The organism is Thermus sp. CCB_US3_UF1 (genome assembly GCF_000236585.1).
In the GTDB taxonomy this organism is placed as follows: domain Bacteria; phylum Deinococcota; class Deinococci; order Deinococcales; family Thermaceae; genus Thermus.
The window spans coordinates 256,171-283,100 of record NC_017278.1; the positions used below are offsets into that span (position 1 = coordinate 256,171).

A 26,930-nucleotide genomic window follows, 5' to 3' on the forward strand; every position below is an offset into this window, starting at 1 on the left:
TACGGTCAGAACCAACGGACACTACCTTGCCGACGCCCTGGAAGCAGGGTTTCAAACCCTCATAGGTACGGTCAGAACGAAAGGGGGCGGTACATGGTGTCGCCGTACCTAGCCGCGTTTCAAACCCTCATAGGTACGGTCAGAACCCTCCGGAGGCTCGCCAGCCTCCGCCCCACTATTTCGGGGTTTCAAACCCTCATAGGTACGGTCAGAACCTGCGGGACTTCCACACCACCCCCCGGTCCAAGAGCCGCCCGTTTCAAACCCTCATAGGTACGGTCAGAACGGCTAGGGCGGCCATAGTTTTGGGGGCGGGCTCAGTGCCGTTTCAAACCCTCATAGGTACGGTCAGAACAAGGCCCCCAAGGCCAAGGCGGCCCCGGGGGAGGTGTTTCAAACCCTCATAGGTACGGTCAGAACCTTTCAATGAAAATAAAGCTAGATTTGCATTAAGGTGTTTCAAACCCTCATAGGTACGGTCAGAACAAGCGTGCGTTTACCCATATGATATCAGCTTTTGCCTGTTTCAAACCCTCATAGGTACGGTCAGAACATGTTGAAGCATGCTATCCAAAGCATGCTTCAGTAGTTTCAAACCCTCATAGGTACGGTCAGAACGGGGGGCTTGCGCTAGGTGGCCCTCATGGGCGATAAAGGGTTTCAAACCCTCATAGGTACGGTCAGAACCAGAGCAGTCCCGTAGCCTATGGCCGCATACCGAAGGTTTCAAACCCTCATAGGTACGGTCAGAACGGGGGCGGCCAAGGCCGAGGCCGAGGCCCCCAAGGCGGTGTTTCAAACCCTCATAGGTACGGTCAGAACCGCCACGAACTCTATTGGAAACGAACTTTTTGAGGGGTTTCAAACCCTCATAGGTACGGTCAGAACGAGGGTCATGATGATTGAGAAGATTTGGGGCATGCTCGTTTCAAACCCTCATAGGTACGGTCAGAACAGGGTGGCGGTAGCAGCTTGGGGGTCCATGGCCTCCACGTTTCAAACCCTCATAGGTACGGTCAGAACGAATAGCCTGCTGGAGTACCAAGAAGATGCGGTTACCGGTTTCAAACCCTCATAGGTACGGTCAGAACAGCAGAAGCTGCCCTCTGGACGAAAGGCTCTCATAAAAAGTTAATGTTTGTTATCAAGAACCCCTGCGGCTGCAAAGGAAAATATGAGCCGCCTATCGGTATCCTAGGCGGTTTAGGGGTGCTGCGTCAACCCCCCGGGGGTCAGGGGGTGATTAGGGGTTGGCGCAAATAGGAGCCAAAACAAATTTAGCGAAACCGGTAAGGGATGTAAGGGTTTTCCTCTATAAGGTGTTTCTCTAACTTGTAAAGCTCCAGACGCAAAGTCGTTCGGTAAGAAACGGAACGCTTCAGGGAAAGGTGTCGGTAGGTGGCTTGGAGGCTATTTTCCCATTCCTCTACCACCAATCTCTTGCCCGCTTCGGAAAGGAAAACCCCTTGACCCTCCCTGAGGAAATGGCCGGTTTTTATTTGTCCCCGTCGGATCAGTCGGAAGATCATTCGGTCCACCAGCACTGGCTTGAAGACCTCCGCCACGTCCAGGTTCAGGGAATGGCGACGGTAGTTGGCTTCGTGGAGGAAGCCTATACGGGGATCCAGGTGGGTTTGGTAAATCTGCGCCAGAATGGCCGTGTAAAGGAGGGTGTTGCCAAAACTCACGAGAGCGTTTACGGGGTCTTTCGGGGGCCTACGGTTGCGCTCCAGGCTCCACTCTTCCCCAAGCAGTTCGTCCCAAACGGCATAGTAGCTTTCGCGGGCCCGCCCTTCTAGGGCCATCAGTTCTCCTACATGTTGTGCCCCCTTTACCTGGGACAGGATTTCCCCTATGGTGTCCAAGGCGTCCGAAACCCTTTTCCCCTTTGCTTCTTCTTTCCGTAACAAGCGCCGGATGTTTTCCAGGCCACCTTCCACAAAGCGCCGGGCCAGGTTTAGGCGACGGTTTGCATCCAGATAGTGTTGGGCTTGGCGCAGGGTAAGGTACCCGCTCAAGAGATGTTCCCTGGGGTAGAAAGAGCCCACGTAGTAGCCAAAGCGATTGAAAAAGTGCAGAAGGATGCCCTTCTGTGCGGCAAACTCTAAAAATCGCTTGTTCAGGTCTACCTCTCCGAAGAGGTAAAGCTCGGAAACCTGTTCCACTGGAAGATGGCGCTTGCGATCCTCGGTCTCCAGAACAAGGGTGTTGGCCAAGCGGCTCAGTCGCCCGGAGGAAAAGATGTACACGGGCTTAGGCATCTTCCTCCTCCGCAAAACAGAACTCAAGGTAAGCGCATGCCCGGCATGCCGGAATCCTTCGGGCAGGAGGGGGTTTTTCTTGCTGAAGGAGTTCCTTGAGCCTCCTTTCGGTTTCCCGCACCTTGGCTTCCAGCTCGGGGGTTAGCTTCACCCTTTCCACCAGCCGTTCCTACGGATAGCGCAGCTCCCCCTCGGCCTCGAGGCCCACTTCCCTCAGGCGAAGGAGGTAGTACCCGAGCTGGAGCAGGTGGGCCTCCTTGGAGCCCGAGCGGCGTTTGACCTCGGCCACCACCAGGGTTCCCCCTCTACCCATAAGGAGGTCCATGCGGATGCCGGGGAGGGCTACCTCCTTGCGGGCCTCGGGGTAGGCTGTCTGCTGGAGGAGTCGGCCCAGGGCCAGGAGTTCATGGTCGGGATAGGGCTCCAAGGCATGCCCCATGAGCCAGGCCTCCCGGGGGCATATGGCGTAGTACCAGAACAGGGTGGCCGTCAGAGGAACTGTTCCATCTCCCATAGGAAGCCCATCTCCTCATCGTAGAAGTCCGCAACAGCTTCCCTAGGCACGTGCCGCCATTCCTCCCGCCCCAGAAGGGGTGGGGGTAGGTTTTTCAGCGCCCGCTGCAGGAGAGGGGAAACCGTGTAGCCTTGGATCCTGGCCAGGAGGGGCCGTAGGCGCTTGCGCCGCTCCCCGGGATCCTTGAGGGTCAGGGCCCCCTCCAGCTCCCCTAGGAGCCGGGTTGCCTCCTGGTCCCACTCGATGAAGATGGGGATGGAAGGCGCTTCCTCAATGAGGGTGAAGCGGAGCTGGCTGTAGTCCAGTCGGGCCAACTTGGCCAGCAGGTCCTGACCCTTGGCCTGGCTGATGCCCTCTTCCACCAGGCGGTAGTACTGGGGGAGGAGGGCATAGGCCTCCAAGTCCCAAAGCCCTTCGGCAAGCCGGGGGCCCAGCACCCGTCGGCTACGGTCCAGGAGGATCGTGCCGTAGACCCGTCTTCCCCCGTCTCCCTCGAGGTCCAAAACCCAGAGCCTCCCCTCCCCCAAGGCGCTCCGGTTCACCCTCCCCGCCACCTGGAGGATGCTTTCCATGGGGGCGAAGGCCCGGTAGCCCTCTTGGAAGTCCAGGTCCACCCCGGCCTCCACCACCTGGGTGGCCACCAGGGTGAGGGGTTGCCCCTCTTGGAGCTTGGCCCGGATCTCCCCCAAGCGGGCCTTCCGGTGCTTGGGAATGATGTGGCTGGTGAGGAGGTAGAGATGGGGAAGCCCTTCCTCCCTGAGGAAGCGGTAGAGGGATATGGCCTCCCGCACCGTGTTCACCACCACCAGGCGGCTTTTGGGGCCTTCCTGGAGCAGGGCCTGCCCAAGCTCCTCTAGGGTGCGGGCCCCGTGCCAGGCCAGGCGCACCCGCCGGGGGTAGGAGGGGAGATGGGGCGCCACCTCCTGGCCCTTCACCAGGCCGGGCTGGGTGGCGGTCATGCTGATCACCGTCATCTGGCCTGGAAGTTGCCTAAGGAGCTCCCCCAGAAAGGGCCAAAGCTCCGCGGGCAAGGTTTGCACCTCGTCCAGGATGAGGATGGCCCCCTTGGCCAGGGCGTGAAGGGGGCGCAGGGCGCTCCCTGGGCCCACCAGGGTAGGGAAGAGCTGGTGGAAGGTGGTCACCACCACCTCCGCATCCCAGGTCTCCTGCAGGAGGAGGGCTTCCTCCACCGACCCCTCTTCCTCGCGCGCCAGGGCCAGATGGTGGTGGACCAAAAGGTGCTCCTCGGGCTTCAGGCCCGCGGCCTGGAGGACCCCCCGGGCCTCCTCCTCCACCTGGTCGGCGATGGCGATGTAGGGTAGGGCGTAGACCACCTTGGGGCGGAAGCCCCTTTCCCTGTGGACCCGCTCCCTCAAGGCCAGGGCGAAGCGGAGGGCTGCCAGGGTCTTTCCCGCCCCCGTGGGGGCGGTGAGGGTGAGCCGGGCGGGGAAGACCCTCTCCAGCGGCCCCTCGAGGACCTCCCCCACCCCCCGGAAAAGGGCCTCCCGTTGGGGGGATAGGGGCGTGGGGCGGGACTTGCGGGCCAGGTGGGCTTCCGCCGCCTCAGGGGGGATAGGGATCCCCTCCCCTTTAGGGGGAGCCTGGCCGGCCAGCCTCCGGTCCGCGTCCAAGAGGGCGGAGTAGAGAAGGGCCAGGCGGTAGTGCAGCCCCAGGTCCCGGCCCTCCCGGTCCAGGAGGGCATCGGCCTCCCGGGCCAAGCGCTCGGCCTCCTCCCACGCCCCTTCCCCGAGAAAGGCTTCGGGCGGGGGTAGGCCGAGGTCCGCCACCAGGGCGGGGAAGAGGGGGCTTTCCTGGAGGGCCCGGATCTGTTTGGGCAGGATTTTCCACGCCTTTTCTGAGGCTTGCCTTGGCCCCAGGGGGATCCGCTCCCACGGGGTCTTGAGGGAGCCGTGGTGCTCCAAGACCGCCAGGAAAAGGAGGAGGCTTTTCTCCCCCATACCCCTTTGGCGGGCGGTCCAGGCGGCGTAGAGGGCCCCCAAGAGGGCGTGCCAGGTGAGGGGGTCCCCCTTGGCCCGTTGCCCGGCCAGCATTTCCTGGAAGTAGGGCGTGGCCTTGCCCAGATCGTGGCAGAGGCCGGCCAGCCTGCCCTCCTCCCCCAGTCCTAGGGGGGCCAGGTATCCCTCCGCCAGGGCCCCCACGCCCAAGAGGTGCTCCAAAAGGGGTTCGTCCGGGGAGGTGCGGGCCAGCAGCATCGTTAGACCCCAGCATAGGTTCGGTGGTATCTTGGAAGCAAGATGCCTTCGGAGGGAGGTAGGCTTAGCCTTCGCTTTTTCGCCGAGGGGAGGTTGCCCGTAACCTACCGGGAGGGCCTGCAGGCTGCCTTGTACCAGGCCTTGCCCCTGCCCCTGGGCCAAAGGCTCCACGACGGGGGCTTGCTGGAAGGCCATAGGCCCCTAAAGCTTTTCGTCTTCAGCCGCCTCCAGGGCCTCCTCTACCTCAGGGAGGAGAAGGCCTTCCTTGCCCAGGGCGAGCTGGTTCTCCACTTTGCCTCCGCCCTTCCCGAGGTGGTGGAGGGCCTTGCCAAGGGGGTGTGGGAGCGGGGGGGCCTCGAGGTCCACGGCCTTTTCCTACGCCTTTTGGGCATGGACCTGGACCCCCTGCCTGAGGGGGGGGATCTGGTGGTGGAGGCCCTTTCTCCCATCACCGCCTACCGCACGGAAGGGGGCAGGACCCTGTACTTCAACCCCCTTAACCGCGAGTTCGCCTTGCTCCTCGAGGCCAACCTGGTCCGCAAGGCCCAGCTCCTGGGTCTGGAGGCGGGTAGCCTCGCCCTGAAACCTGTGGGTTTCCGACCCCAGCACAAGCGGGTAGAGCGCTATAAGGACACCTGGATTGAGGGCTGGATGGGGAGGTACCGCCTGGAAGGCTCCCCCCACCTGATCCGCCTGGCCCTCCTGACGGGCCTGGGCGCCAAGAACAGCCAGGGGTTTGGCTTTGTGCGGGAGGTGAAAGGGTGATCCGGCAACTCCTACGGCTCGGTCAAAGCGGTGGGGAGGGGTTCAGGTTGGAGGACTATGTCCAGCGGGCCTCGGGTCGCCTCTACCTGTTGGATCTGGACCCACAAAACCGCGTTGCTGGCTTCACCCCCTATGAGCTGGACGAGGAAAAATGCGCCCGCTTCCTCTGGGTGGGGGATCCTCCCGCTTCCAACGCTCCTCGGGACCGGGCCACCACCAAGGACCTTCGCTACCTTCTGGGCCAGGTGCCTACCAGGATGGCGGAGCATTCTGGCCTCAAGTCCCTCCTCCAGGGCTTCCTTTGGGACCCTGGAAAGCCAGGCGGCAAGGCCCGCTACCTCTTGGACCTCCGGGGCTGGCGCCTCCAGGGGGCCAAGGACGCGGAAGCCCCCCCTTTCCGGATCCAGGGGGGAAGGCTGGAGATGGATGGAACTGCGGAGGGGAAGACCGCAGGGGAGCTGGCGGAAGCCCTAGCCCAGGTCCTCAGGGCGGCCTACGACATCAGGTCTCCCGAGAAGGGGGGGGTTCTGCTCTTCAGCCTGGCCCTTTCGGGGAAACCCCTGGCCGAGTACCCCGAGTACGGGGACTACCTCCGCCAAAGGCTTCTGCAGGAACCCTTCGCTGAGGCCCAAATGGGGATATGCCATGGCTGCGGCAGGAAGGATCGGGTTACGGGAAACTTCTCGGCCTTCCGCCTGAAGTTCTACATCACCGATAAGAAAAGCTTCGCCCCAGGGGTGGATGAGGGGGCCTTCCCCCGGGCTTACGCCCTTTGCCAAACGTGCTTTGCCGCCTTGGGGGTAGGGGAGCGCCTGGCCTGGGAGCGTCTCAGGCAGAGGTTTCTGGAAAGGGATGTCTTGGTCCTCCCCGAAGCGGACTTTCCCCAGGAGAGCCTGGAGCGCCTTCTGGAGCGGTTGGTCGGCCAGGTCCAGGGGCTGGAACGCCTGGAGAGGTGGAAGGATTTTTTGGAGCGCGCCGCCCACCGGCAGGAGGAGGTCCGGTACCTGGGCTTTTCCCTTCTCTTCTTCCAGCGCGCCCAGGCCGCCACCAAGGCGGAGGAGCTGGTCCTGGAGGTTCCCCCTTCCCGGGTGGAGGCCATCCTCAAGACCCTGCAGGAAGCCCGGGAGCGCGGCTTTCCCGTGGAGGGTTTAAGGGACTGGCTTTTCCTGATGCCCCTAAGCCGGGGGCGCAAGGGGGAGATGGGGCAGATGGGCCTCGCCCTGCAGGCCGTTTCCAGGATCTTTCTCCAGCTGCCCCTGTTTCCCAAGGATCTCCTCCCCCTCTGGCTCAAAACGGCAGAGCGGGTGTACCGTGAGGACGGAACCCTTTACGCCTTGACCCGTTATAGGGCAGGCCAGGGGGTCATCGATCTGGTCAACCTGGGAGCGGGCTGGATGTGGGTGTTGCAGCGGCTTGAGGTCTGGGGAGGGAATATGGAGGGAGAGGTCAAGGGTGCCCTGCCTCTAACAGAGGAGGAAAAGCCCCTTTTTGAGGCCTACGGCTTTGGTGCCTTGAGGGCTGGGCTCTACCTCCTGGGCCAGGCCATGGAGGCCGTGGGCCAGGCCCAGGCTAGGCTTTCCGAGTATAGGAAAGAACCCCTTTTGGACTCCATCGGTTGGCAGGGGATGAGCCTGGTCCGGGTGCGCCATCTGGTACCGGAGGTGATGGCTAAGGCCACCTACTACCTGGAAGGGGACGACCGCACCCGTGTGCTGGACCTTTTGGGTCGGGCCACAGACCTGCTGGAGCGTTCCCGGGAAAGCCTTTCCGAGCGGGAGGTGCCCTACTACATCCTCATGGGCTATGCCCAGGCCCGGAGCAAAAGGCTACGTTCAGGGAGAAGGGAGGAGGTAACCCATGGTGGCTAATGCGGAGATCCTCTACCTCTATGAGGCCAAGGACACCAACCCCAACGGGGATCCCGACGCCGAAAACCGTCCCCGCATGGACTACGTGGGGCAACGGCTTCTGGTGAGCGATGTACGGCTTAAGCGCTACGTGCGGGACTACCTCCTTGCCCGCGGGGAGGATGTATGGGTGCGTTCCCGCGAGGATGGGAGCCGCACGGATGCCGACGGCAGGCTGGAGGACTTGAAGGGGCTCTACAAGGAAGAAACCGGGCGGGATGCTGGGGCCAAAAAGAAGGACCTGGACCCCGAGTTTCTGGCCTGGTACCTCAGGCGCCTGAGGGACGTGCGCCTCTTTGGTGCGGTGCTACCCATCAAGGCTGAGGGCGAATCCAAGGGTGGGACAGGGCAGTTTGTGGGGGCCGTGCAGTTTGATTGGGGCTACTCCCTTCACCCCGTGGAGGTCTACACCGCCACCATCTCCAGCGTCTTTGCTGGGCGCACAGAAGGCGGCAAAGGGGAGCATGGCACCTTCGGCAAGGACCACCGCGTTCACTACGCCCTCATTGCTTTTTGGGGCAGGGTTTCCAAGAGGCGTGGGGAGGCGGTAGGCTTGACCTCCGAGGACCTCGAGGTCCTGGAAAAAGGCCTTCTGGAAGGCCTCTTGGAGGGGGCCACCACCCGAAGCAAGGTGGGCCAGACCCCTAGGCTTTACCTTCGGGTGGACTGGAAGGAAGGCTTCCGTCCCATGGGGGACCCGCGGGATGGCCTCAGTATACGCCCCGTGGAGGGGAAGGCCCCTGAGGGCATCCGCAGTGTGCGGGACTATGTGTTGCAGGCCCATGCTCTAAGCGAAAGCCTGAACTCCCTCCGGGAAAGCATCGCTAGGGTGCGGCTTTGGCAGCACCCTGACCTACAGCTCGAGGGTCTGAACCTGAGCGGCCTCTCCCTGGAGGAGGTGAACCTCTGAAGGTTCTTCGCTTTCTCATCAAAGGCAAACGGGCCCACTTTCGCCGTTTCTACACCAACTCTTCCTCCCTTACCTATCCTGTTCCCCCCCCTACTACCGTGCAAGGCCTCCTGGCGGCGGCCTTGGGTTTGGGGGAGGAGTACTTGGGGGAACTGAGAGGGCTCTGGGTTTCTGCGAGGCCCACTGCTCCCTTGCGGCACGCTTTCCAGACAGTGAACTACCTTTTTTTAAAGGAAGGCAAGCTAGAGGAGCTTCGGGGTCTTTACCGAGAGGGTCGCACGCAGATCCCCGTTCAGTACCTTTTGGGGGAGGAGGGGAGACCGGTGGCCTTTGAGGTCTACGTGGCCTCGGAGCGCAAGGGGATAGTGGAAGGCCTAGGAGAGGCCCTGGCCAACCCGGCCTACCCTCTTGCCCTTGGGCCCGCCTATGCTCTGGCCTGGGCAGAAGGAATTTCCATTCTGGAAGCAGACCTGCGTTCCCACTGGACAGGTATAGGGTTGGGTTGGTGGGAAGCGGGGAAGTTGAGGTTGCAGGGTACTCCTCTTGGTGCCCGTCTTTACCGGGATCGCTTTCCTTTGTCGCTAGGACCTGGGAGGCAACCCATGCGAATAGGCGAGTTGGCCCTGGAAGTGAGGGGTGAACCCCTTCCGGTTCAGTACGAAGGTGAGGTACTTATGTTGGGCGAGGTGGCCGTAGGTGTGGTTCAGGTCTAGAACATGTACGTGGTTATGGTCTACGACGTGGCGGTGGAGCGGGTGGTGAAGGTGCTTAAAGTGGGTAGGCGCTACCTCACCTGGGTGCAAAATTCCGTTTTGGAAGGGGAGCTCTCGCCCGCCCAATATGCGCGCCTGAAAGCAGAGGTTAGAAAGATCATTGAACCCTCGGATGCCGTGCGCTTCTACTTGTTTCCTAACCGCGATTCCTTGCGGATAGAAACCATCGGTTCAACGAAGAACGAACCAGACCAGTTTATTTGATTGGTCAGAAACCAAGTTGCGCCAACCTCCAATCACCCCCTGACCCCCGGGGGGTTGACGCAACTCCCCCGGGTTGCGTATTATGTCGTCAGGCGGCTCAAGAACTCCTATTGAGTCGCAGGGGTTCTTGAAAACAAAGATTAAAGCTTCATGAGTTGCTTACGTATGGGACGATATACCTGCTCTTTGAACCGTACCTATAAGGGTTTGAAACAGGGTGCGGACCACCAAAGCGCCCCCCGCGTACTCAACCTTTGAACCGTACCTATAAGGGTTTGAAACAGGGCAACCTGTGCGCCCCAGGGCACACCACTAACTCCTTTGAACCGTACCTATAAGGGTTTGAAACGGGTTGACCTCGGCCTTGGGGACCCCCTTATCGGCCTTGGGCTTTGAACCGTACCTATAAGGGTTTGAAACGGCCGTGCACGGGTAGGGGGGTGGACCGGGACAGCCCCTTTGAACCGTACCTATAAGGGTTTGAAACTGAGGCCCTCCATAGGGCTTGGCGTAGGGGGTGGGAAGCTTTGAACCGTACCTATAAGGGTTTGAAACTCGCTGTTCTCCATCTTTTTCCTGCGTGGGCTCCCAATGCTTTGAACCGTACCTATAAGGGTTTGAAACAGGGTATGGACCCGGGGGCGGTTGTAGCCGCCCTTAAACGCTTTGAACCGTACCTATAAGGGTTTGAAACGCACCCACTTGGTGAACAAAGTTTTTGCCACACGCCTTCTTTGAACCGTACCTATAAGGGTTTGAAACGACGGCCTGGACCCCCAGGCCGTTGCCGCCCACTTCTTTGAACCGTACCTATAAGGGTTTGAAACCCTTCCACAGCAACTTTTACTTTGACCATAACTCCTCCTTTGAACCGTACCTATAAGGGTTTGAAACGGCTTCGCCTTCGCGGCACCATCCTCTTCATCCCCTGCTTTGAACCGTACCTATAAGGGTTTGAAACTATTCTGGGGGCGGGACCGCGTGTCCTGCCCCACACCCTTTGAACCGTACCTATAAGGGTTTGAAACCCATGCGCCGCGCCATGAAGACGGGAAGCCAGCCCCCTCTTTGAACCGTACCTATAAGGGTTTGAAACGTTCCTCAATAGGCCACTACGGGGTCAACCCCGAGGGCCTTTGAACCGTACCTATAAGGGTTTGAACTATGTACACGTCAAAACCTCCATAGGGCATAACCCCAAGGGACTTCCGCGCCTTCCTCCCCCTGCACCCCAGAGGGCAAGCGCCCAAAGGGTGAGCAGGTCCAGCCCCGCCCGGAAGAGGCTCTGTCCCAGCCTCCCGTGCTTCTTGGGCCTCACCGGACGCACCCGGTGCAGCACAAGCCCCGTCCGAAACGCCCACACGAAGGCCAGGCTCAAGGGGACCAAAAGCCGCGAAAGCCTCTCCCCCCGCGTCACGTGCGTGGCCTCCAGGTCAAATCCCCGCCCCTTCAGGGCCCCAAAGAGCCGCTCTATCCCCCACCTGAGCCCGTACACCTCCAGCACCCGGTGAGGGTCCAGGTCCGTAGCCACAATCAGCCACTCCCGGACCCCAAGGCGCAACCCCACCACCCACATGCGCCGCCCGTAGACCCAGTACCGCCGCCTGGGCACCCGGCTCTCTCCCACCTTCAGGGAGGCAAAGAGCTCCCAGGCCCGAGGGCCCGAGCCCAACCGCCACATCCGGGTGTTGGCCTTGATTCGGATGCACCGGGGGATGCCCTTCTCCTCCAGGTACCGGAACCACGCCTCCCCTATGAACTCCCGATCCGCCAGGAACCCCTCCACCCGGAGGTGGGGGAAGTGGGCCCTCAGGAAAGCCAAGGCCCTCTCCATCAGGGCGATGCGTTCGGGGGTGGAGGAGTTGCCGTCGTGGGGAAGGAAGCTCCAGAACAGGGGGACGGCCAGGCCTTGGTACAGGAAGGCCAGCATCAGGAGGTTGACCTTGCTCTTCCCCAGCTCCCACTCGGTCCGGTCCATGACCAGGAGGAGCCCTTGGGGTCGGAGGAGGGCGAAGATGAAGCGGGCATAGCCCTCCCCGTCCAGCCCCGGCCAGGCCAAGAACCGCTGGAACCTTCGGTAGGCGGAGCGGGGGTCAGGGCTGGCTATGGAGCCGAGGGAAAGAGCGAGTCTGGGGCCGCTTGTGGTGCGGGCGGTGACCAGAGCCATCACCAGGGCGGCCAGGAAGGTGAGGCGCCTGAGGTCGGCCTTCCAGTATCGCTTCAAGGCGTTGATGAGTGGGGTAAGCTGTTCCATGGGGACCACCTCCTATGGGTACCTGCCCATCCACGTGGGCGCAGGTCCATCCTAAAGGGGTGGTCCCACGTTTTGACGTGTACTGAGGGGTTTGAAACTTGCCGTTCTCCATCTTTTTCCTGCGTGGGCTCCCAATGCTTTGAACCGTACCTATAAGGGTTTGAAACCGTTTCCACTATTATGGCTTGGACCCGTGGGCTCGGGCTTTGAACCGTACCTATAAGGGTTTGAAACGTGGAGAGCTTGGACCCGGGGGCGGCCGCCAGCCACCTTTGAACCGTACCTATAAGGGTTTGAAACTGGGGGCTATGGTATCATCGGCCCACGGGGAGAACAGGCTTTGAACCGTACCTATAAGGGTTTGAAACCTACCACAGGCTGGATGGTACCGCTCCCGCACGGAGCTTTGAACCGTACCTATAAGGGTTTGAAACCCTCTTCATCTTCATCCTTATCCCCCCTTTACACCCTCCTTTGAACCGTACCTATAAGGGTTTGAAACTCGGGGAGGAGGCTTCAGAGTTCGGCATAGTGCTAATCTTTGAACCGTACCTATAAGGGTTTGAAACTCCTCCGAGAGGATGGCGTAGATGTGCTCCTCCCGGACCACTTTGAACCGTACCTATAAGGGTTTGAAACGAAGCCCAGCGTAAAAAAGAAAAATTTAAAAGCTACTTTGAACCGTACCTATAAGGGTTTGAAACTGCCCCCCAGGAGTTTGAGGGGGCGTGAGGTTGAGGAGCTTTGAACCGTACCTATAAGGGTTTGAAACTAGATTAGAACTAGACCAAACTCGGTCTCCTCCTCAGACTTTGAACCGTACCTATAAGGGTTTGAAACTCGGGCCGAGATAAACATCAGCCCGCTCCCATTCTTCCTCTTTGAACCGTACCTATAAGGGTTTGAAACGGAAAGGATCAAGACGGCCAAGGGGCGCAAGACCAACTTTGAACCGTACCTATAAGGGTTTGAAACTGGGGTCTAACTGACCCTGTACCCCCATGGTGCCACGGCTTTGAACCGTACCTATAAGGGTTTGAAACAATGAGTTCTATGGCTTTCTCTTCCATCCTTTCACTCTTTGAACCGTACCTATAAGGGTTTGAAACTCGTGAGGTCGGCGTACCTCGGGAGGACTAGACTAGGCTACTTTGAACCGTACCTATAAGGGTTTGAAACCCTAACCTGCCTAGCCTGCTTGCCTAACCCGCCTAGCCTTTGAACCGTACCTATAAGGGTTTGAAACAAAAGATTTGGGACATGCTCCAGCAGGCTATTCAGGCTTTGAACCGTACCTATAAGGGTTTGAAACAGCCCGCCCCCCTTTAGGGTGGACCTAGTCTGCTAGGCTTTGAACCGTACCTATAAGGGTTTGAAACCGCTTCCCCCCTCCCGCATAAATCTTTCCCATTGCCTCTTTGAACCGTACCTATAAGGGTTTGAAACCTGGGGGTGCGGGGAAGACCTCCCTGGCCCGGGACCCTTTGAACCGTACCTATAAGGGTTTGAAACGGTGCGCCGCACTCCTTTCGTCTAAGAGGTCCCGCATCCGCTTTGAACCATACCTATAAGGGTTTGAAACTCAGAAGCCAAACAACAGAAAGAACTATCATCAGGCCTTTGAACCGTACCTATAAGGGTTTGAAACGCTGCCCGGTACACTTCTGGGCCTCGGGTGGCCCAGCTTTGAACCGTACCTATAAGGGTTTGAAATCTTGGAAGCGCTGGACCGCCCAGGGTGAGGGAGGCTGTCTTTGAACCCTACCTATGAGTTGACTGCATGGGGGCAGGGCCTCGAGGACCTCGAGGACCCCCAAACCCCCAGGAGTAGTCCCCCGGCACCCTCCTGTGCCCCATGGGGTGGGGCCTGATTGCCCCTCGAGGCCCACTTGTTCGCGAAACGTAGCTTTCGCGAAAAGAACCCCCAAGGGCCTTCCGTCTCCCAAAACCTCACGGGGATGCGTAGCCTGGTGTGGGTGAGAGATTTAGAGGGGATTTGGATTAGGGCCTCTTTTCACGGGGTCATAAATGCCGGGGAAAGAATCCCCTTTGGGGGAGTAAAGAAAGCCCCTGCGAGCAGGGTACCTGCAGGGGTGGACCTCAGGCCAAACCCAACTAGTGCCCGATGCCTCCGGCTTCCCCTCCAGGGTCGGCGGCGGAGGGTAGATCCACAACCCTAAGCACACCTGTGGACTGGACCTGGATAGCTTGCTGGCTCAAGTCCGAGGAGACCCTGAAAGGGGAGTCCAAAGCAGGTCGTGTAAGGATTTATGTGTAAGGGTCCGTGTTTAATAGGGGGGCACACCTTAGCACGAGGAGGTGCCCCGTGGACCAGGATACCTTGCGGATCTTGCTGAGGGAAGCGGTGCGGGAGACAGTAGCCGAGGTTCTGCAGACGGTTCTGGAGCTGGACCGGACGGCCTTCTTGCAGGTGCACGGAGGCCGCAGGAACGGCTACTACCCCCGCAAGCTGGAGACCACCTTCGGCCAGGTGGACCTGAAGGTCCCTAGGGATCGGGAATCTCGGTATTACCCGGCTTTCCTTAAGCCCTACGTCCGCCGCCTGGTGGACGTGGGGGAAGTGGCGGTAGCCCTTTACGCCGCCGGGGTCAGTCAGCGCAAGGCGGCCGAGATACTGAGCCTGCTCTTAGGCCACCGCTACTCCCACGAGACCCTGAGCGCCCTGACGGACGAGGTCCTGGAGGCGGCAGGAGCCTTCCGCACCCGGCCTTTGCCCGAGGAGATGGCCTTCGTCTACCTGGACGGGCTTTCCCTAAAGGTCTTCAGGGAAGGAGAAGGGATCGTACGGGAAAGCGTGTATGTGGCCCTGGGCATCGCCCCTAATGGGGAGAGGCGGGTCCTGGGGTTTTGGCTGTTGCCCACGGAGAGCGCCCTGGGATGGGAGGGGGTCCTGGGGGAGCTTTGGCAGCGGGGCCTGCGGCGGGTATTGCTCTTCATCACCGACGGGCTGCCCGGGCTTCCTGAAGCGATCCGCAGGGTCTACCCTCAGGCGGAATGGCAGCGGTGCGTGGTGCACGGGGTGCGGTGGAGCCTGTCCCAGGTGCGGGCGCGGGACCGGGGCCTGCTGGCGGAGGACCTGAGGCGGGTGTACGGGGCGGAGAGCCGGGAAGAAGCTCTTGGGGCCTTGGAGGAGGTGAAGGCCGCCTGGGGTTCGCGGTACCCGGGGGTGGTGGGGCTTTGGGTACAGGATTCGGGGGCCTTCCTGCGGTTCTACGGGTACCCCAAGGTGCTTTGGCCGTACCTGCGGAGCACCAACCTGATGGAGCGGTTTATCCGGGAAGTGCGGCGGGGGACGAAGGTGCGGGACCACAAGTTTCCTAAGGAAGAGGCGGTGTACAAGCTTCTTTACCTGGAGTCGGAGAGGCAGGAAGGGAGGTGGGCAGAACGGAAACTAAAGGGGTTCTCGGAGGTGAAGGAGGTGCTGGAGAAGATGCTTCAGGAGCGGTATGCCCCCCGTACACAGACTCTTACACATAACTCTTGACACGACCCCCGCCGCCCATCACGACGGCAAAAGCGATGTTTTGGGAAGTAAGGCAAGCATGTGGGGGTGCTGGCGGATGAAGGATATCGCCTAAGTACAGGTACTCGGATTTCAATCCTAACTCGGGCAAAAGCCCAAGTGTAGCCAGTGCCTCAGTACACGTCAAAACGTGGGACCACCCCTTTAGGATGGACCTGCGCCCACGTGGATGGGCAGGTACCCATAGGAGGTGGTCCCCATGGAACAGCTTACCCCACTCATCAACGCCTTGAAGCGATACTGGAAGGCCGACCTCAGGCGCCTCACCTTCCTGGCCGCCCTGGTGATGGCTCTGGTCACCGCCCGCACCACAAGCGGCCCCAGACTCGCTCTTTCCCTCGGCTCCATAGCCAGCCCTGACCCCCGCTCCGCCTACCGAAGGTTCCAGCGGTTCTTGGCCTGGCCGGGGCTGGACGGGGAGGGCTATGCCCGCTTCATCTTCGCCCTCCTCCGACCCCAAGGGCTCCTCCTGGTCATGGACCGGACCGAGTGGGAGCTGGGGAAGAGCAAGGTCAACCTCCTGATGCTGGCCTTCCTGTACCAAGGCCTGGCCGTCCCCCTGTTCTGGAGCTTCCTTCCCCACGACGGCAACTCCTCCACCCCCGAACGCATCGCCCTGATGGAGAGGGCCTTGGCTTTCCTGAGGGCCCACTTCCCCCACCTCCGGGTGGAGGGGTTCCTGGCGGATCGGGAGTTCATAGGGGAGGCGTGGTTCCGGTACCTGGAGGAGAAGGGCATCCCCCGGTGCATCCGAATCAAGGCCAACACCCGGATGTGGCGGTTGGGCTCGGGCCCTCGGGCCTGGGAGCTCTTTGCCTCCCTGAAGGTGGGAGAGAGCCGGGTGCCCAGGCGGCGGTACTGGGTCTACGGGCGGCGCATGTGGGTGGTGGGGTTGCGCCTTGGGGTCCGGGAGTGGCTGATTGTGGCTACGGACCTGGACCCTCACCGGGTGCTGGAGGTGTACGGGCTCAGGTGGGGGATAGAGCGGCTCTTTGGGGCCCTGAAGGGGCGGGGATTTGACCTGGAGGCCACGCACGTGACGCGGGGGGAGAGGCTTTCGCGGCTTTTGGTCCCCTTGAGCCTGGCCTTCGTGTGGGCGTTTCGGACGGGGCTTGTGCTGCACCGGGTGCGTCCGGTGAGGCCCAAGAAGCACGGGAGGCTGGGACAGAGCCTCTTCCGGGCGGGGCTGGACCTGCTCACCCTTTGGGCGCTTGCCCTCTGGGGTGCAGGGGGAGGAAGGCGCGGAAGTCCCTTGGGGTTATGCCCTATGGAGGTTTTGACGTGTACATAGTGCGGGCAGAGTAAAAACTACCCTTTGCAGACCATCTAATGCTTTCATGCGGGGCGGAGGAATAGGAAGCGTTTTTCAATGCCCGCCGGTTGATCGCATAGTGGGGGAAAAACCTCGGTGTTGTTGTCTTGCCAACAGCTCGAGGGCAAGATATCACCTCCCTTTAAGGGAGAGGAGAGGGATGTAGGAGTCAGATGGATAACTTTCCTCTATTAATGCTATAACTGAACCCGACTCCTATTTAGGGATATATCCTGCATTCTCTTGGAACACCTACACAGGCGGTCGAGAAAAGAAGTCGACTGCTTACGGACCATCTAGGTTTCCTATTGTTACTATGAGCTGTTAGAACTGCCCTTCGCCAAAAATTCCTACGCTGGCCAAATCTCATACACCAGATCGAGTAGCCACTTCGTCCGTTCTCGTATAGCCTGTTCATCCCAACGCTCCAGAGATACACTTCGGAAGTACTCTTGGTTAATGGACAAGGTACTTTCTCTGAGAACTTTGAGTTTTTCTGAGAAGGGCTTGTTGCCCATCTCCTGGTTATACCCAGTTAGAGTGAGATTTCCTAGCGCATTCAGATGCGACTTATGTGTTCTTTCCCAATCGATTCCGATTTCAGCCTTCCATGCCTCGCTCAAAGTGCGTGGCATAATGTGCTCCAGAGTGAGGTTTTCCAAGTTCGGGAGTTCCTTGCGCTTTAGCTTCTTCCAGAGGTATTGTTCAATGCGCTTGAGTATGTAATAGGCATGGCTAGTGCGAGGATCCCTTCCCCCACCATCCCAGACATATATGGATCTTTCTGCGTTGCGCTTTTCCAGCTCTTCTCGGTCCGGCCACCGCCTGTTTCCACTCAGCCCTTTCAAGAAGCGGCGTACTTTTTCAGCAGGATTAGGCTCATCTAAGAGGCCGTTCTTTAGCACAGATAATACCGTACGACCCACGGTGTTAGTGGGCACGCTCGCTAATATGCGGTGGAGATAGTAGGCCTCCATTACCGCTAGGACCTGGTCGGCATCCTCTATGTCTAGCACGCCTTTCCTAATGCGCTGCTTGAGAGCCATGACCAGAGGGGCGGCCACACCGAAGCCCAGTATGCGGAAGGCCTCCAAGCGCCTCTGTAGTTTTGGGTTAGTTTCCAGGTGCGGTCTTTCAAAGAATAGGTAATCCGCGAGACTTTCCTTCAATTCCAAGGCAAAGCTTTCCGTGGCCTTTCCCTCTTTCAGAGTAGCGTTGAGCCGATCGATTAGAGCGGGATAAGTGGCATCCCAGGGTATCTCTTCCCCGTTCGTTCTGACATAGTGCCAGATTCCTAGACTCATCCGTTCGAGGTGTGGGATGCTGTTTGCAGGGCTAGGAGGGAAGACTTTTTTGTACGCCTCCTCAACGGGTGCCCAGACCTTTTCGTACGTTTCTTTCTCTTTTTCTTTGCCCTCTGCTGCCAGGCGCATGAAGAGGTAGTTGCGTACAAGGTCAGCTGGAGTAAGGGGAGAGCCCTTGTAGTTCAAGCTCTCGAATATCCGGTAAGCGTTTTCACCCTGGCTGAGGTGGATACGCACCACCTCAGTTTGATCCAGTAAGGCTTTGGCAAGGACTTCGAGTTCCTCTGGAGCACGTCCTTTAAGTTTGTCTGTGAAGAAAGAATAGGCGTTGCCTATAGGGGAGTGCAGCTCCTCTAGGGGAGTTCCCCTAATAATTCCCCTAAGGGCGGCCTCGTCAAATTCGGTTGGTTGGACTTTCAACTCTAACTCTTCGTCCGCGTTTCTGAGTAGCTTGTCCAGCTCATGAGAAAGGGAAGATAGCCCTGCCTCTGCGGCCCTATTCCGTATGGCTGCCAGTAACAAGGCTATAGTAATTAGGCGCTGTTGCCCGTCTACAAGTATGTAGGGAGCAACTACTTCGACCCCGGAGGGTCGGGCCATGGTTATGATGGCGCCCAAGAAATGGAGATAGGGCATGCCATCTTTGCTTAAATGACAAGTGTTCTCTATGTCTTCCAAAAACGTCTTCCAATGAACCCTGCTCCAACTGTACGGACGTTGGAAGCGAGGTACTTGGTAGACCACCGAAGATTCCAGGAGCTGTCGGATGCGAAAGACCTTGGTTTGGATCCTTTCGTTGTCCATTTGCCGTCTGCCCCCTTTCTTTTGGGTTTTTAGGTTAAGCCCCTTCAAAAGTATATCAGCTCCGTTCATGTCGATGGTCGTGTCAAGAGTTATGTGTAAGAGTCTGTGTACGGGGGGCATACCGCTCCTGAAGCATCTTCTCCAGCACCTCCTTCACCTCCGAGAACCCCTTTAGTTTCCGTTCTGCCCACCTCCCTTCCTGCCTCTCCGACTCCAGGTAAAGAAGCTTGTGCACCGCCTCTTCCTTAGGAAACTTGTGGTCCCGCACCTTCGTCCCCCGCCGCACTTCCCGGATAAACCGCTCCATCAGGTTGGTGCTCCGCAGGTACGGCCAAAGCACCTTGGGGTACCCGTAGAACCGCAGGAAGGCCCCCGAATCCTGTACCCAAAGCCCCACCACCCCCGGGTACCGCGAACCCCAGGCGGCCTTCACCTCCTCCAAGGCCCCAAGAGCTTCTTCCCGGCTCTCCGCCCCGTACACCCGCCTCAGGTCCTCCGCCAGCAGGCCCCGGTCCCGCGCCCGCACCTGGGACAGGCTCCACCGCACCCCGTGCACCACGCACCGCTGCCATTCCGCCTGAGGGTAGACCCTGCGGATCGCTTCAGGAAGCCCGGGCAGCCCGTCGGTGATGAAGAGCAATACCCGCCGCAGGCCCCGCTGCCAAAGCTCCCCCAGGACCCCCTCCCATCCCAGGGCGCTCTCCGTGGGCAACAGCCAAAACCCCAGGACCCGCCTCTCCCCATTAGGGGCGATGCCCAGGGCCACATACACGCTTTCCCGTACGATCCCTTCTCCTTCCCTGAAGACCTTTAGGGAAAGCCCGTCCAGGTAGACGAAGGCCATCTCCTCGGGCAAAGGCCGGGTGCGGAAGGCTCCTGCCGCCTCCAGGACCTCGTCCGTCAGGGCGCTCAGGGTCTCGTGGGAGTAGCGGTGGCCTAAGAGCAGGCTCAGTATCTCGGCCGCCTTGCGCTGACTGACCCCGGCGGCGTAAAGGGCTACCGCCACTTCCCCCACGTCCACCAGGCGGCGGACGTAGGGCTTAAGGAAAGCCGGGTAATACCGAGATTCCCGATCCCTAGGGACCTTCAGGTCCACCTGGCCGAAGGTGGTCTCCAGCTTGCGGGGGTAGTAGCCGTTCCTGCGGCCTCCGTGCACCTGCAAGAAGGCCGTCCGGTCCAGCTCCAGAACCGTCTGCAGAACCTCGGCTACTGTCTCCCGCACCGCTTCCCTCAGCAAGATCCGCAAGGTATCCTGGTCCACGGGGCACCTCCTCGTGCTAAGGTGTGCCCCCCTATTAAACACGGACCCTTACACATAAATCCTTACACGACCATGTCGATTGTCTTAAATGTTTGCTTTGAGGTGCCTTGGTCGTGAGCGTTGGTGACTAAAATAGACAAGGGCACGTCGACAATCTTTAAAGTGCCCTTCCTTGGGCATCAGGTGCCCTGCTGAGTAAACCTTATTCCTTTGCAACTAGATAGGCCTTAAGCAAAGCCCTAAATAACTTGCCATGATTCGGCACACTTAGGTGTAGCAACTCGTGCACGATCACCTCGCGGCGGAACTCAGCTGGCTGGTGTAGGAGCGCGGTGTCGAATGTTAGCCGCCCTCGAGAGGAGCAGCTCGCCCATTTGCGCCTCATCGGCTGGATACGAATCTCGCGCGGCGTGACGCCCAAGCGCTCCGCCCAAGCTAACACTTCTGCGCGGAAGACGTCTACGGGCACAGCTTCCTCTAGCGGTTGCCACGCAGATTCGGTTGCCTCTTTGCGCTTGGTCACACCTCTACGCATCGGTAGCCCTCCGCAAAAGGTCTAGTATGGCGTTCGTCCACGCTACGACATCCGACACGCTTATTGCGAACAGCGCTTTGTACAGGCATTTGCGCAGCTCTCCCTCTTGCCGTCGGTCGCTCATCCAATGGGGAAACTCCGCAAAGGCGGCTTCCATGGTGTCAGCCACTTCCTTTGCGCGCTCTGGGGCGATGTTGTGGAGGCGCAGCCACCACTCCACGGTGAAGGCTTGTTCAGCGTGCGGGCGTGCAGCCAAGTCACCGCGTTGGCGGCGCTCTTCCTCGGCAGCACGCAATTGCCGTATCAGCTCGTTCAGCTCGCGCAGGGCTTCTTGCGACTCAATCTGCCGCTCCTCGAAGCGACGGCGAATCTCCTCAGCGCGCTCGCCGATGGAGAGCAGATAGGGCGCGCTGTGTCCCTTCGCCTCCACCAAGCGATACAGCTCCTTGAGCAGGTTGAAGACCTTGACGGTGTCGGGCTGCTCGGCGTTGAGCAGCGCCATCAGCATCGCCGCTCCGATCTCGTAGGTCGCGCTCGGCTCGTGCACGAGGCTCGTGTGGGTGTGCTGCTGCACAATCGTCGCCGTCTTGCGCAGAAAGGATTTGTCCACGGGAATGTGCGGCTCGTAGCTGGCCCGCAGCAGGCGATACATCTCCGCTAGGCGTTGGTAATCGTTCAAGTGCGGGCGCAGGAACGGGTCGGGCGAGAGGATCTCGTACACCTCTTCTAATTCGCGGAAGAATTGGTAGAACGCCTCGCGGCGGTCTTTGTCGCGGAAGTGCTCTAGTAACGCTTCGGCAGCTTTATCGCCGACTTCGCCCGCAGCGATGGGAAGATACGTGTGGCGTCCTTCATCCATGAGCTGGGCAAAGCGCGCCTTGAGCGCATCTATCCCCTGCACCACGCCGCTCACATCCTGCGAATCAAACGCCAACGCGCGCTCCAGGTTGTCGAAGATGCCTACGAAGTCCACGATCAAGCCGGTGGTCTTGCGCTGCCCCTGCTCGCTCTCGTAGGGGCGATTGACGCGCGCAATCGCTTGCAACAGCACGTGGTCGCGCATCGGTTTGTCCAGGTACATGCAGTAGAGGATGGGCGCATCGTAGCCGGTGAGCAGCTTCTCGGTGACGATGAAGATCTGGGGATTCTCGCCGGGCTTGCGAAAAGCTTGGCGCAGGCGGCGCTCTGCGTCTTCGCTCAGGTGGTAACGCTTCAGATGCGCAGGGTCGTTGTGCCCAGCGCTGATGACCACGGCGCTCCACTCGGAAGGCAGATGACGGTCCAGCGCTTCCTTGTAAAGCACACAGCCCTCGCGGTCGGGGGCGACGAGGAACGCCTTGTACCCCATTGGCTGCACATACTGCTTGAAGTGATCCGCTACGAAGGCGGCGATCTTCGCCACGCGCTCGGGGTTTTTGAGCATGTTCGTGAGCGTGACGGCGCGGTCCAGCACGCGGTTGATCTCTTCGATGTCGGCGACGCCCTCTAGCTCGGCGGCTGCCCAGAATTCGCGCTCCATCGCCTCGCGGTCGGCGATCAGGTCGTTCGGTGCGAGCTGGTAATGTAGCGGGACGGTTGTGCCATCCTCGATGGACTCGCGGATGGAGTACTTGTCCAGGTAGCCCTGCGGGTCATCGGTGCCGAAGGTCTTGAAGGTGCCTTTGCCGTGTGCAGTGCGGTCGATTGGCGTGCCGGTGAAGCCGATGAAAGTTGCGTTGGGCAACGCACCCATCAGGTAGTTGCCCAGATCGCCGCCAGTGGAGCGGTGCGCTTCGTCCACTAAGACGAACACGTTGTGCCGCGTGCACAGATCCGCCGGCATGTCGTCGAACTTGTGAATCATCGAAACGATTATGCCGCGCGTGTCGGCAGCGAGCAGCTCGCGCAGGTGGCGCTTGGAGAGCGCCAAGTGCACGCGGCTGAAGCCGATCGCCTCCAGGTTCTGGAAAAGCTGCTGCTCCAGCTCGTTGCGGTCCACGATGAGCAACACCGTGGGGTTCTCAAAGCGAGGGTCCTCCAGCAATCGGCGGGCGATGGTGAGCATGGTGTAGGTTTTGCCCGAGCCTTGCGTGTGCCAGATCAAGCCGCGACGTTTCTGCGGGTCGTGCGCACGCGCCAGCACGCGCTCGGTGGCGCGCATTTGGTGCGGACGCAGTACCACCTTAGTTAGCTCTCCGTCCTTGCGAGCAAAGAGGATGTACTCGGTCAGCACGCGCATCACACGGCGCGGAGCAAGAAAGGATTTGACCAGCGTTTCAAAGTCGCCGCTCCCATGCTCCTCCCGCCAGTTGAACAGCATCTTGCGCGAGAGCGACCAGGTGGCACCGTAGAAGAACTGCACCAGATGCGTCAGCGCGAACAGTTGCAGGTGCACCAACAGATCCGGCGCCTCGGCGTGATAGCGGCGAATTTGGTCGAACGCCTCGGCGATGCCCTCCAGCCGCGTGGCGGCTTTGGTTTCGATCACCAGCACAGGGATGCCGTTGATGAAAAAGACGACATCCGCGCGAATGCGCCGCGCTCCACTTCGGAACACGAACTCGTCGGTGACGTGAAAGCGGTTGTCCTCTGGGCGATCAGGGTCCAGCAGGCGCAGGTTGCGCTCGCGGCGGTCGGCTTCCACGAAGATTGTCTTCAGCCCCTTGAGGTACTCCCACGCCTCGCGGTTGCCTTCAATATCAGCGCGCAGCGCCTGCAGGCGGCGCACCACCTCTTCGGCCTTGGTGGCATGGGTCACCACGCCGGGGTTGAGGCGTTGGAGCTGCTCCACCAGTACTGCGTGCAAGAAGGGTTTGTCCTCGCCACTGCGCAGGCGCAGAGCTTCATCTGGCGGCACGTATGTCCAGCCCGCCTCAGTGGCGTAACGGAGAAGCGGGTTCTGGACGGTGCGGCGTTCGGAAGAGATGCTCATAGCGAACGCTCCTCTATGGTAGGGGTTGCTGCGCGCAGCGTTTGATCGCCATGGCTGGCAAACTTAGCAATAAACTCAGCTGGTAGCCGGCGTCGAGCGGTCATCAGCTCGTGCAGGAGCGTGCGGAAGAGCGCCTCCAGCGCGTGCACGTGCGCCTCCTCCGCCTGGATGCGCTGATCCACCGCCTGCAGCATGCGCGCAATCTCCCGCTGCTCGGGGAGGGGTGGAAGAGGGATTAGGTAATTTTCCAGATCATGCCGCTTAAGGCTGGGGAGTGTAGTCCTGGCATGTTCCCCAGACAAAGGGTTGAGACTTACAAATCCAAAAACAAACCACACATCAACTGGTTTTTTCCAAATCAAATAGTAAGTCGTGTCTGAAGGCCAACAAGCTTGTTCAACCAGCCAAACTTGACCTGCTGTTCCTTTTCTTCCGATGACAAGCGTCGGGAATTCCACAAGAGGTGCATCTGCCCAGCCGTAGATACCACCTGAGCCGATAACTGGAATCTCACCTTCAGCTTTTGGTTTTGCCCTGCCGTATTTGACTTCTGCCACCTCCCCCAGCCTCACCACCTGCCAGTGGGCGGGGAGGGGACCGAGTTCGGTGTCGCGTAGGGGCACGTGCTCGGCAGCATCGATGGGCACCGGTCCATACGTGAACAGGTGGCGCATGAGGCTTTTTTTCAGCGCCCGTAGCGCCTCCACGACGCGCTCGCCCGCCTCCTTAGCGGCTTGCACCGTCCGCAGCACATGCGCAATCGCCCGCTGCTCGGTGAGAGGGGGGAAGGGGATAGGAATATTCTCAAAGTTTGACTTATGCAGGATTGGAACGGTTGTCATTCTTGCTCTGCTTCTCAACACATCGGTTTCATGCATCAGAGCGTAAGCAAGAAACCAGTTGTCGCAACCGAAGGGAATAACGGCGTTGATTTGTTGGTTCGTAGTAGCAAGTTCAGCCTCTACGATACCAATTTTGCCTATGTAACCAATGCAGCTCACCAGAACTGCACCCCTTGGTAGGGGCTTTGCATGCTGAAGACCCTCTTCTGTGATGGATCTCTCCGAATGTCTGATTGGCTTTCCTTGAAGGTCAACAGGTGTGATGAACGGAATATGGCCGTTCCAAAATCTAGCCTGTGAAGTGGGTGGAGTGCGACCTGTTATAACCTTCCCCACCTCCCCCAACCGTACCACTTGCCACTCCTCCGGCAATGGGCCGAGTTCGGTCATGCGGTAGCCATCGGGCAGGGTATCCGGGTTCGTGCACCTCATCGCAGTCCCAGTTGTTGCAGTACGGCTTGGAGCGCACGTTCAGCTTCGGCGCGTTCTTCTTCCGCTTCCTCCAGTCGCACGAGTGCTTCCTCCAACGGCAGCACTTCTTCGCTGCCGCTGATGCTCACATAGCGGCTGGGCGAGAGGTTGTAGTCATTGCGCGCCGCCTCCTCGCGGGTGATGATGGCATGGAGGGGCGCATCACGATTCGCCCCCGCGGGATCGCCCCACGCATGGTAGATGCTGGCAATGGTCTCGATGTGCTCCTCCGTCAGGTAGTTCTTGGGTCTGCCCTTGGCGAAGAGCTGGCTGGCGTTGATGAGCAAGATTTGGCCTGGGTAGCGCTTGCGGCGGTTGACGACGATGATCACGCCCGGCGCGGTAGTGTTGTAAAAGAGGTTCTCCGGGAGCAGGATGACCGCCTCGATGAGATCGGCTTCCACGAACGCTTTACGGATGTCGCGCTCGCGGTTGGAGCCCTGGTTGCCGCTGCCGCGCGAAACGGCACCCGTGTCGAGCACAACTGCCATGCGCCCGCGCTCATTGAGCGAGGCAAGCATGTGCTGCAGCCAGCCCCAATCAGCGGATGAGCTTGGCGGGGCGCCGTAGCAGAAACGGTTGTAGGGGTCGTTTTTGTAGAGCTCTTGCGGGAACTTCTGGTTCCACATCGGATTTGCCACCACCAGGTCGAAGGTCTGCAAACCCCCCCCTTGGCCTTTAAACGCCGGCTGGCGCATGGTGTCGCCGATGCGGATATCGGCTTGGATGTCGTGGATGACAGCGTTCATGCGCGCGATGGCGAAGGTGGCGGGGTTGATCTCCTGCCCAAAGACGTGCAGGGGTGCTATATTGGTCGGTAGCTTCAGCCGGCCATTCTCCTGCTTCCCAAACCGCTCGAGAAGCCGCAGGTGACACTTGATGAGCAAACCCCCAGAGCCGCAGGTGGGGTCGTAGACCATCATACCCGGCTCGGGCTCCAGCAGGCGTGCCATGAGTACGCCCACCTCGCGCGGCGTGTAGAACTCGCCGGCAGACTGCCCTTGGTCTTCGGCGAACTTGCGTAGCAGATACTCATAGGCGCGACCAAGGATATCGGGTTCTACGTCCCCTAAGCCTAGGCGGTAACGCGAAAGGACGTTGATGAGGCGAGCTAGGTATTCATCGGGCACGATGCGTTGTCCCGCGGCTGTAGCGTTAAAGTCCACGATGTCAATCACACCAGCAAGGACAGGGTTTTCCCGTGCTAATGCGCGAACGGCATCGGTGAGGTATTCTCCAAGATGGCTCGTTTGCCGGCGAACTGTTTCCCAGCGAGCATTTTCGGGTATGTAAAAGCGTACTAAGGTGACCTTCCCATGTGCACGTTCTTGTTCCACAAGGTTCTGCGCCACGTCTATGCCACCAAACTCCACGGCGAGGCTGCGCAGCTCATCTTCAAAGACGTCCGATAGACGCTTGAGGAAGATCAAAGGCAGAATATAGTCTTTGAACTTGGGCGCGTCCACAGGACCGCGGATAGCGCAGGCAGCCTCCCATAACCAGTTCTCTAGGGTTGTTAGATCCATCATGGCCATATTATTCACCAACCAAATGCACGGCTTGCTCAGACTCTCATCCAAGCTTCCTCAGTAAGGCTAGCACAAGGTACCCAGTACTGCACCCCGAGAGGAATTCGTTCCCTTACCCTAACCCACCTTTTCCTGGCTCTGAATGATAAGAAATTCCCCTGAGTCATTCCCCTAGCACCCCCCCGGCCACCAATGGAAGAGGGTATGGCTACGAATGAGGTCCGGCTGGGTTTGCAGGTAGGCACATCGGGCCTCCACCTTCGCCCAAGTGATGCCGCAGCTGGAGCTCTAGCCGGGGGCGGCGGCGGTGCTTGGTCAACTCCATACCCCCATCCTATGGGAGAAGCCTAGCGGGAGTTCTTATGACACCACGGCTGGGGCCTCTCTAGGTCTCCACTTCGCGGTGGATAGCATCCTTTCTTTGAGGGCTCTATCTCAGATTGCTGCTCGCAGCCTCCAAGAGGGATCCTCCATCTTTTTGAACCCCTTGCTACCAAAGCGGTGTGTGCGCGTCGGTACTACGGCAGTTACTACGGCAGTTGAGTCCGGAAATAGCCGTGAAGCCTCGTGCTATACCGGAAGTAAGTAACGATACATAAGCGCCTACCTGTAAGTT

Annotated in this window: 15 protein-coding genes, 2 pseudogenes and 3 CRISPR repeat arrays (1 of these 20 running past the window's edge); of the genes and pseudogenes, 7 read left to right on the forward strand and 10 right to left on the reverse strand. The window is 59.6% G+C overall.

The window, feature by feature from the left end:
• A CRISPR array of direct repeats spans positions 1–1,091; the repeat unit is 30 nt; unit sequence GTTTCAAACCCTCATAGGTACGGTCAGAAC; it begins 87 nt to the left of the window's first position.
• Between the two features lie 186 nt (positions 1,092–1,277).
• From cas1b to TCCBUS3UF1_RS01120, 3 genes and pseudogenes are all read right to left on the reverse strand, one after another.
• Positions 1,278–2,261, reverse strand: a complete 984-nt coding sequence (gene cas1b, locus TCCBUS3UF1_RS01110) for a type I-B CRISPR-associated endonuclease Cas1b (RefSeq protein WP_014514650.1) — start codon at positions 2,259–2,261, stop codon at positions 1,278–1,280.
• Positions 2,254–2,775: pseudogene (cas4, locus tag TCCBUS3UF1_RS01115) on the reverse strand (CRISPR-associated protein Cas4). Before cas4 ends, cas1b begins: the two are co-directional and overlap by 8 nt.
• Positions 2,751–4,988 carry a CRISPR-associated endonuclease Cas3'' gene (locus TCCBUS3UF1_RS01120; RefSeq protein ID WP_014514653.1) on the reverse strand — a complete coding sequence of 746 codons (2,238 nt, stop codon included), beginning with the start codon at positions 4,986–4,988 and terminating at the stop codon, positions 2,751–2,753. The pseudogene cas4 and the gene TCCBUS3UF1_RS01120 overlap by 25 nt, the downstream one beginning before the upstream one ends.
• Before the next feature lie 42 nt (positions 4,989–5,030).
• On the opposite strand from TCCBUS3UF1_RS01120, the gene cas6 reads away from it, so the two are divergent.
• Genes cas6 through cas2 form a run of 5 tightly spaced genes read left to right on the forward strand, consistent with a single transcriptional unit; the run spans position 5,031 to position 9,547 of the window.
• A complete protein-coding gene (gene cas6 / locus TCCBUS3UF1_RS01125; protein WP_014514654.1) occupies positions 5,031–5,753 on the forward strand; it encodes a CRISPR-associated endoribonuclease Cas6 in 723 nt (240 codons plus the stop codon).
• A 47-nt stretch (positions 5,754–5,800) separates the two neighbouring features.
• A complete protein-coding gene (locus TCCBUS3UF1_RS01130; RefSeq protein WP_014514655.1) occupies positions 5,801–7,621 on the forward strand; it encodes a TM1802 family CRISPR-associated protein in 1,821 nt (606 codons plus the stop codon).
• Positions 7,611–8,570 carry a type I-B CRISPR-associated protein Cas7/Csh2 gene (gene cas7b / locus TCCBUS3UF1_RS01135; protein ID WP_014514656.1) on the forward strand — a complete coding sequence of 320 codons (960 nt, stop codon included), beginning with the start codon at positions 7,611–7,613 and terminating at the stop codon, positions 8,568–8,570. Before TCCBUS3UF1_RS01130 ends, cas7b begins: the two co-directional genes overlap by 11 nt.
• Positions 8,571–8,587: 17 nt before the next feature.
• Entirely contained in the window at positions 8,588–9,283 is a 696-nt protein-coding gene (gene cas5, locus TCCBUS3UF1_RS11565) for a CRISPR-associated protein Cas5 (RefSeq protein WP_081477220.1), read from the forward strand.
• Between the two features lie 15 nt (positions 9,284–9,298).
• Positions 9,299–9,547, forward strand: a complete 249-nt coding sequence (gene cas2 / locus TCCBUS3UF1_RS01140) for a CRISPR-associated endonuclease Cas2 (protein WP_155983240.1) — start codon at positions 9,299–9,301, stop codon at positions 9,545–9,547.
• Positions 9,548–9,731: 184 nt separating this feature from the next.
• A CRISPR array of direct repeats spans positions 9,732–10,711; the repeat unit is 30 nt; unit sequence CTTTGAACCGTACCTATAAGGGTTTGAAAC.
• A gap of 148 nt (positions 10,712–10,859) precedes the next feature.
• Here the strand turns inward: cas2 and TCCBUS3UF1_RS01145 are convergent.
• Positions 10,860–11,801: pseudogene (locus TCCBUS3UF1_RS01145) on the reverse strand (IS4 family transposase); the annotation flags it as partial.
• A gap of 68 nt (positions 11,802–11,869) precedes the next feature.
• Positions 11,870–13,583: a CRISPR direct-repeat array (repeat unit 30 nt; unit sequence CTTTGAACCGTACCTATAAGGGTTTGAAAC).
• 502 nt (positions 13,584–14,085) lie between these two features.
• On the opposite strand from TCCBUS3UF1_RS01145, the gene TCCBUS3UF1_RS01150 reads away from it, so the two are divergent.
• Both TCCBUS3UF1_RS01150 and TCCBUS3UF1_RS01155 read left to right on the forward strand, forming a co-directional pair.
• Positions 14,086–15,306, forward strand: coding sequence for an IS256-like element ISTth4 family transposase (locus TCCBUS3UF1_RS01150; protein WP_014514494.1), 1,221 nt, complete (start codon positions 14,086–14,088; stop codon positions 15,304–15,306).
• Positions 15,307–15,544: 238 nt separating this feature from the next.
• A complete protein-coding gene (locus TCCBUS3UF1_RS01155) occupies positions 15,545–16,636 on the forward strand; it encodes an IS4 family transposase (protein ID WP_014514485.1) in 1,092 nt (363 codons plus the stop codon).
• Positions 16,637–17,007: 371 nt separating this feature from the next.
• On the opposite strand, the gene TCCBUS3UF1_RS11570 is transcribed toward TCCBUS3UF1_RS01155, so the two are convergent.
• The 6 genes from TCCBUS3UF1_RS11570 to TCCBUS3UF1_RS01175 form a co-directional block, all read right to left on the reverse strand.
• Positions 17,008–18,885 (reverse strand): DUF262 domain-containing protein, encoded by a 1,878-nt coding sequence (locus TCCBUS3UF1_RS11570; protein WP_014514661.1) that lies wholly within the window; start codon positions 18,883–18,885, stop codon positions 17,008–17,010.
• Positions 18,848–20,068 carry an IS256-like element ISTth4 family transposase gene (locus TCCBUS3UF1_RS01160; protein ID WP_014514662.1) on the reverse strand — a complete coding sequence of 407 codons (1,221 nt, stop codon included), beginning with the start codon at positions 20,066–20,068 and terminating at the stop codon, positions 18,848–18,850. The genes TCCBUS3UF1_RS11570 and TCCBUS3UF1_RS01160 overlap by 38 nt, the downstream gene beginning before the upstream one ends.
• A 160-nt stretch (positions 20,069–20,228) precedes the next feature.
• Positions 20,229–20,561, reverse strand: a complete 333-nt coding sequence (locus TCCBUS3UF1_RS11575; RefSeq protein WP_081477221.1) for a M48 family metallopeptidase — start codon at positions 20,559–20,561, stop codon at positions 20,229–20,231.
• Positions 20,554–23,472 carry a type I restriction endonuclease subunit R gene (locus TCCBUS3UF1_RS01165; RefSeq protein WP_014514663.1) on the reverse strand — a complete coding sequence of 973 codons (2,919 nt, stop codon included), beginning with the start codon at positions 23,470–23,472 and terminating at the stop codon, positions 20,554–20,556. The genes TCCBUS3UF1_RS11575 and TCCBUS3UF1_RS01165 overlap by 8 nt, the downstream gene beginning before the upstream one ends.
• The gene (locus TCCBUS3UF1_RS11580) at positions 23,469–24,746 is read right to left on the reverse strand and encodes a restriction endonuclease subunit S (protein WP_081477222.1); all 1,278 of its coding nucleotides are present in this window, start codon (positions 24,744–24,746) and stop codon (positions 23,469–23,471) included. Before TCCBUS3UF1_RS11580 ends, TCCBUS3UF1_RS01165 begins: the two co-directional genes overlap by 4 nt.
• On the reverse strand, positions 24,743–26,311 hold the full coding sequence (locus tag TCCBUS3UF1_RS01175) for a type I restriction-modification system subunit M (protein ID WP_014514665.1): 1,569 nt from the start codon (positions 26,309–26,311) through the stop codon (positions 24,743–24,745). The genes TCCBUS3UF1_RS11580 and TCCBUS3UF1_RS01175 overlap by 4 nt, the downstream gene beginning before the upstream one ends.
• Positions 26,312–26,930: the final 619 nt, after the last annotated feature.

What these genes read in the sequence shown, in the direction of transcription:
- cas1b (WP_014514650.1), bottom strand. Translation starts at nt 2,261, where the DNA reads ATGCCTAAGCCCGTGTACATCTTTTCCTCCGGGCGACTGAGCCGCTTG.
- TCCBUS3UF1_RS01120 (WP_014514653.1), bottom strand. Translation starts at nt 4,988, where the DNA reads ATGCTGCTGGCCCGCACCTCCCCGGACGAACCCCTTTTGGAGCACCTC.
- cas6 (WP_014514654.1), top strand. Translation starts at nt 5,031, where the DNA reads ATGCCTTCGGAGGGAGGTAGGCTTAGCCTTCGCTTTTTCGCCGAGGGG.
- cas7b (WP_014514656.1), top strand. Translation starts at nt 7,611, where the DNA reads ATGGTGGCTAATGCGGAGATCCTCTACCTCTATGAGGCCAAGGACACC.
- cas2 (WP_155983240.1), top strand. Translation starts at nt 9,299, where the DNA reads ATGGTCTACGACGTGGCGGTGGAGCGGGTGGTGAAGGTGCTTAAAGTG.
- TCCBUS3UF1_RS01155 (WP_014514485.1), top strand. Translation starts at nt 15,545, where the DNA reads ATGGAACAGCTTACCCCACTCATCAACGCCTTGAAGCGATACTGGAAG.
- TCCBUS3UF1_RS11570 (WP_014514661.1), bottom strand. Translation starts at nt 18,885, where the DNA reads ATGCCCCCCGTACACAGACTCTTACACATAACTCTTGACACGACCATC.
- TCCBUS3UF1_RS11575 (WP_081477221.1), bottom strand. Translation starts at nt 20,561, where the DNA reads ATGCGTAGAGGTGTGACCAAGCGCAAAGAGGCAACCGAATCTGCGTGG.
- TCCBUS3UF1_RS01165 (WP_014514663.1), bottom strand. Translation starts at nt 23,472, where the DNA reads ATGAGCATCTCTTCCGAACGCCGCACCGTCCAGAACCCGCTTCTCCGT.
- TCCBUS3UF1_RS11580 (WP_081477222.1), bottom strand. Translation starts at nt 24,746, where the DNA reads ATGAGGTGCACGAACCCGGATACCCTGCCCGATGGCTACCGCATGACC.
- TCCBUS3UF1_RS01175 (WP_014514665.1), bottom strand. Translation starts at nt 26,311, where the DNA reads ATGGATCTAACAACCCTAGAGAACTGGTTATGGGAGGCTGCCTGCGCT.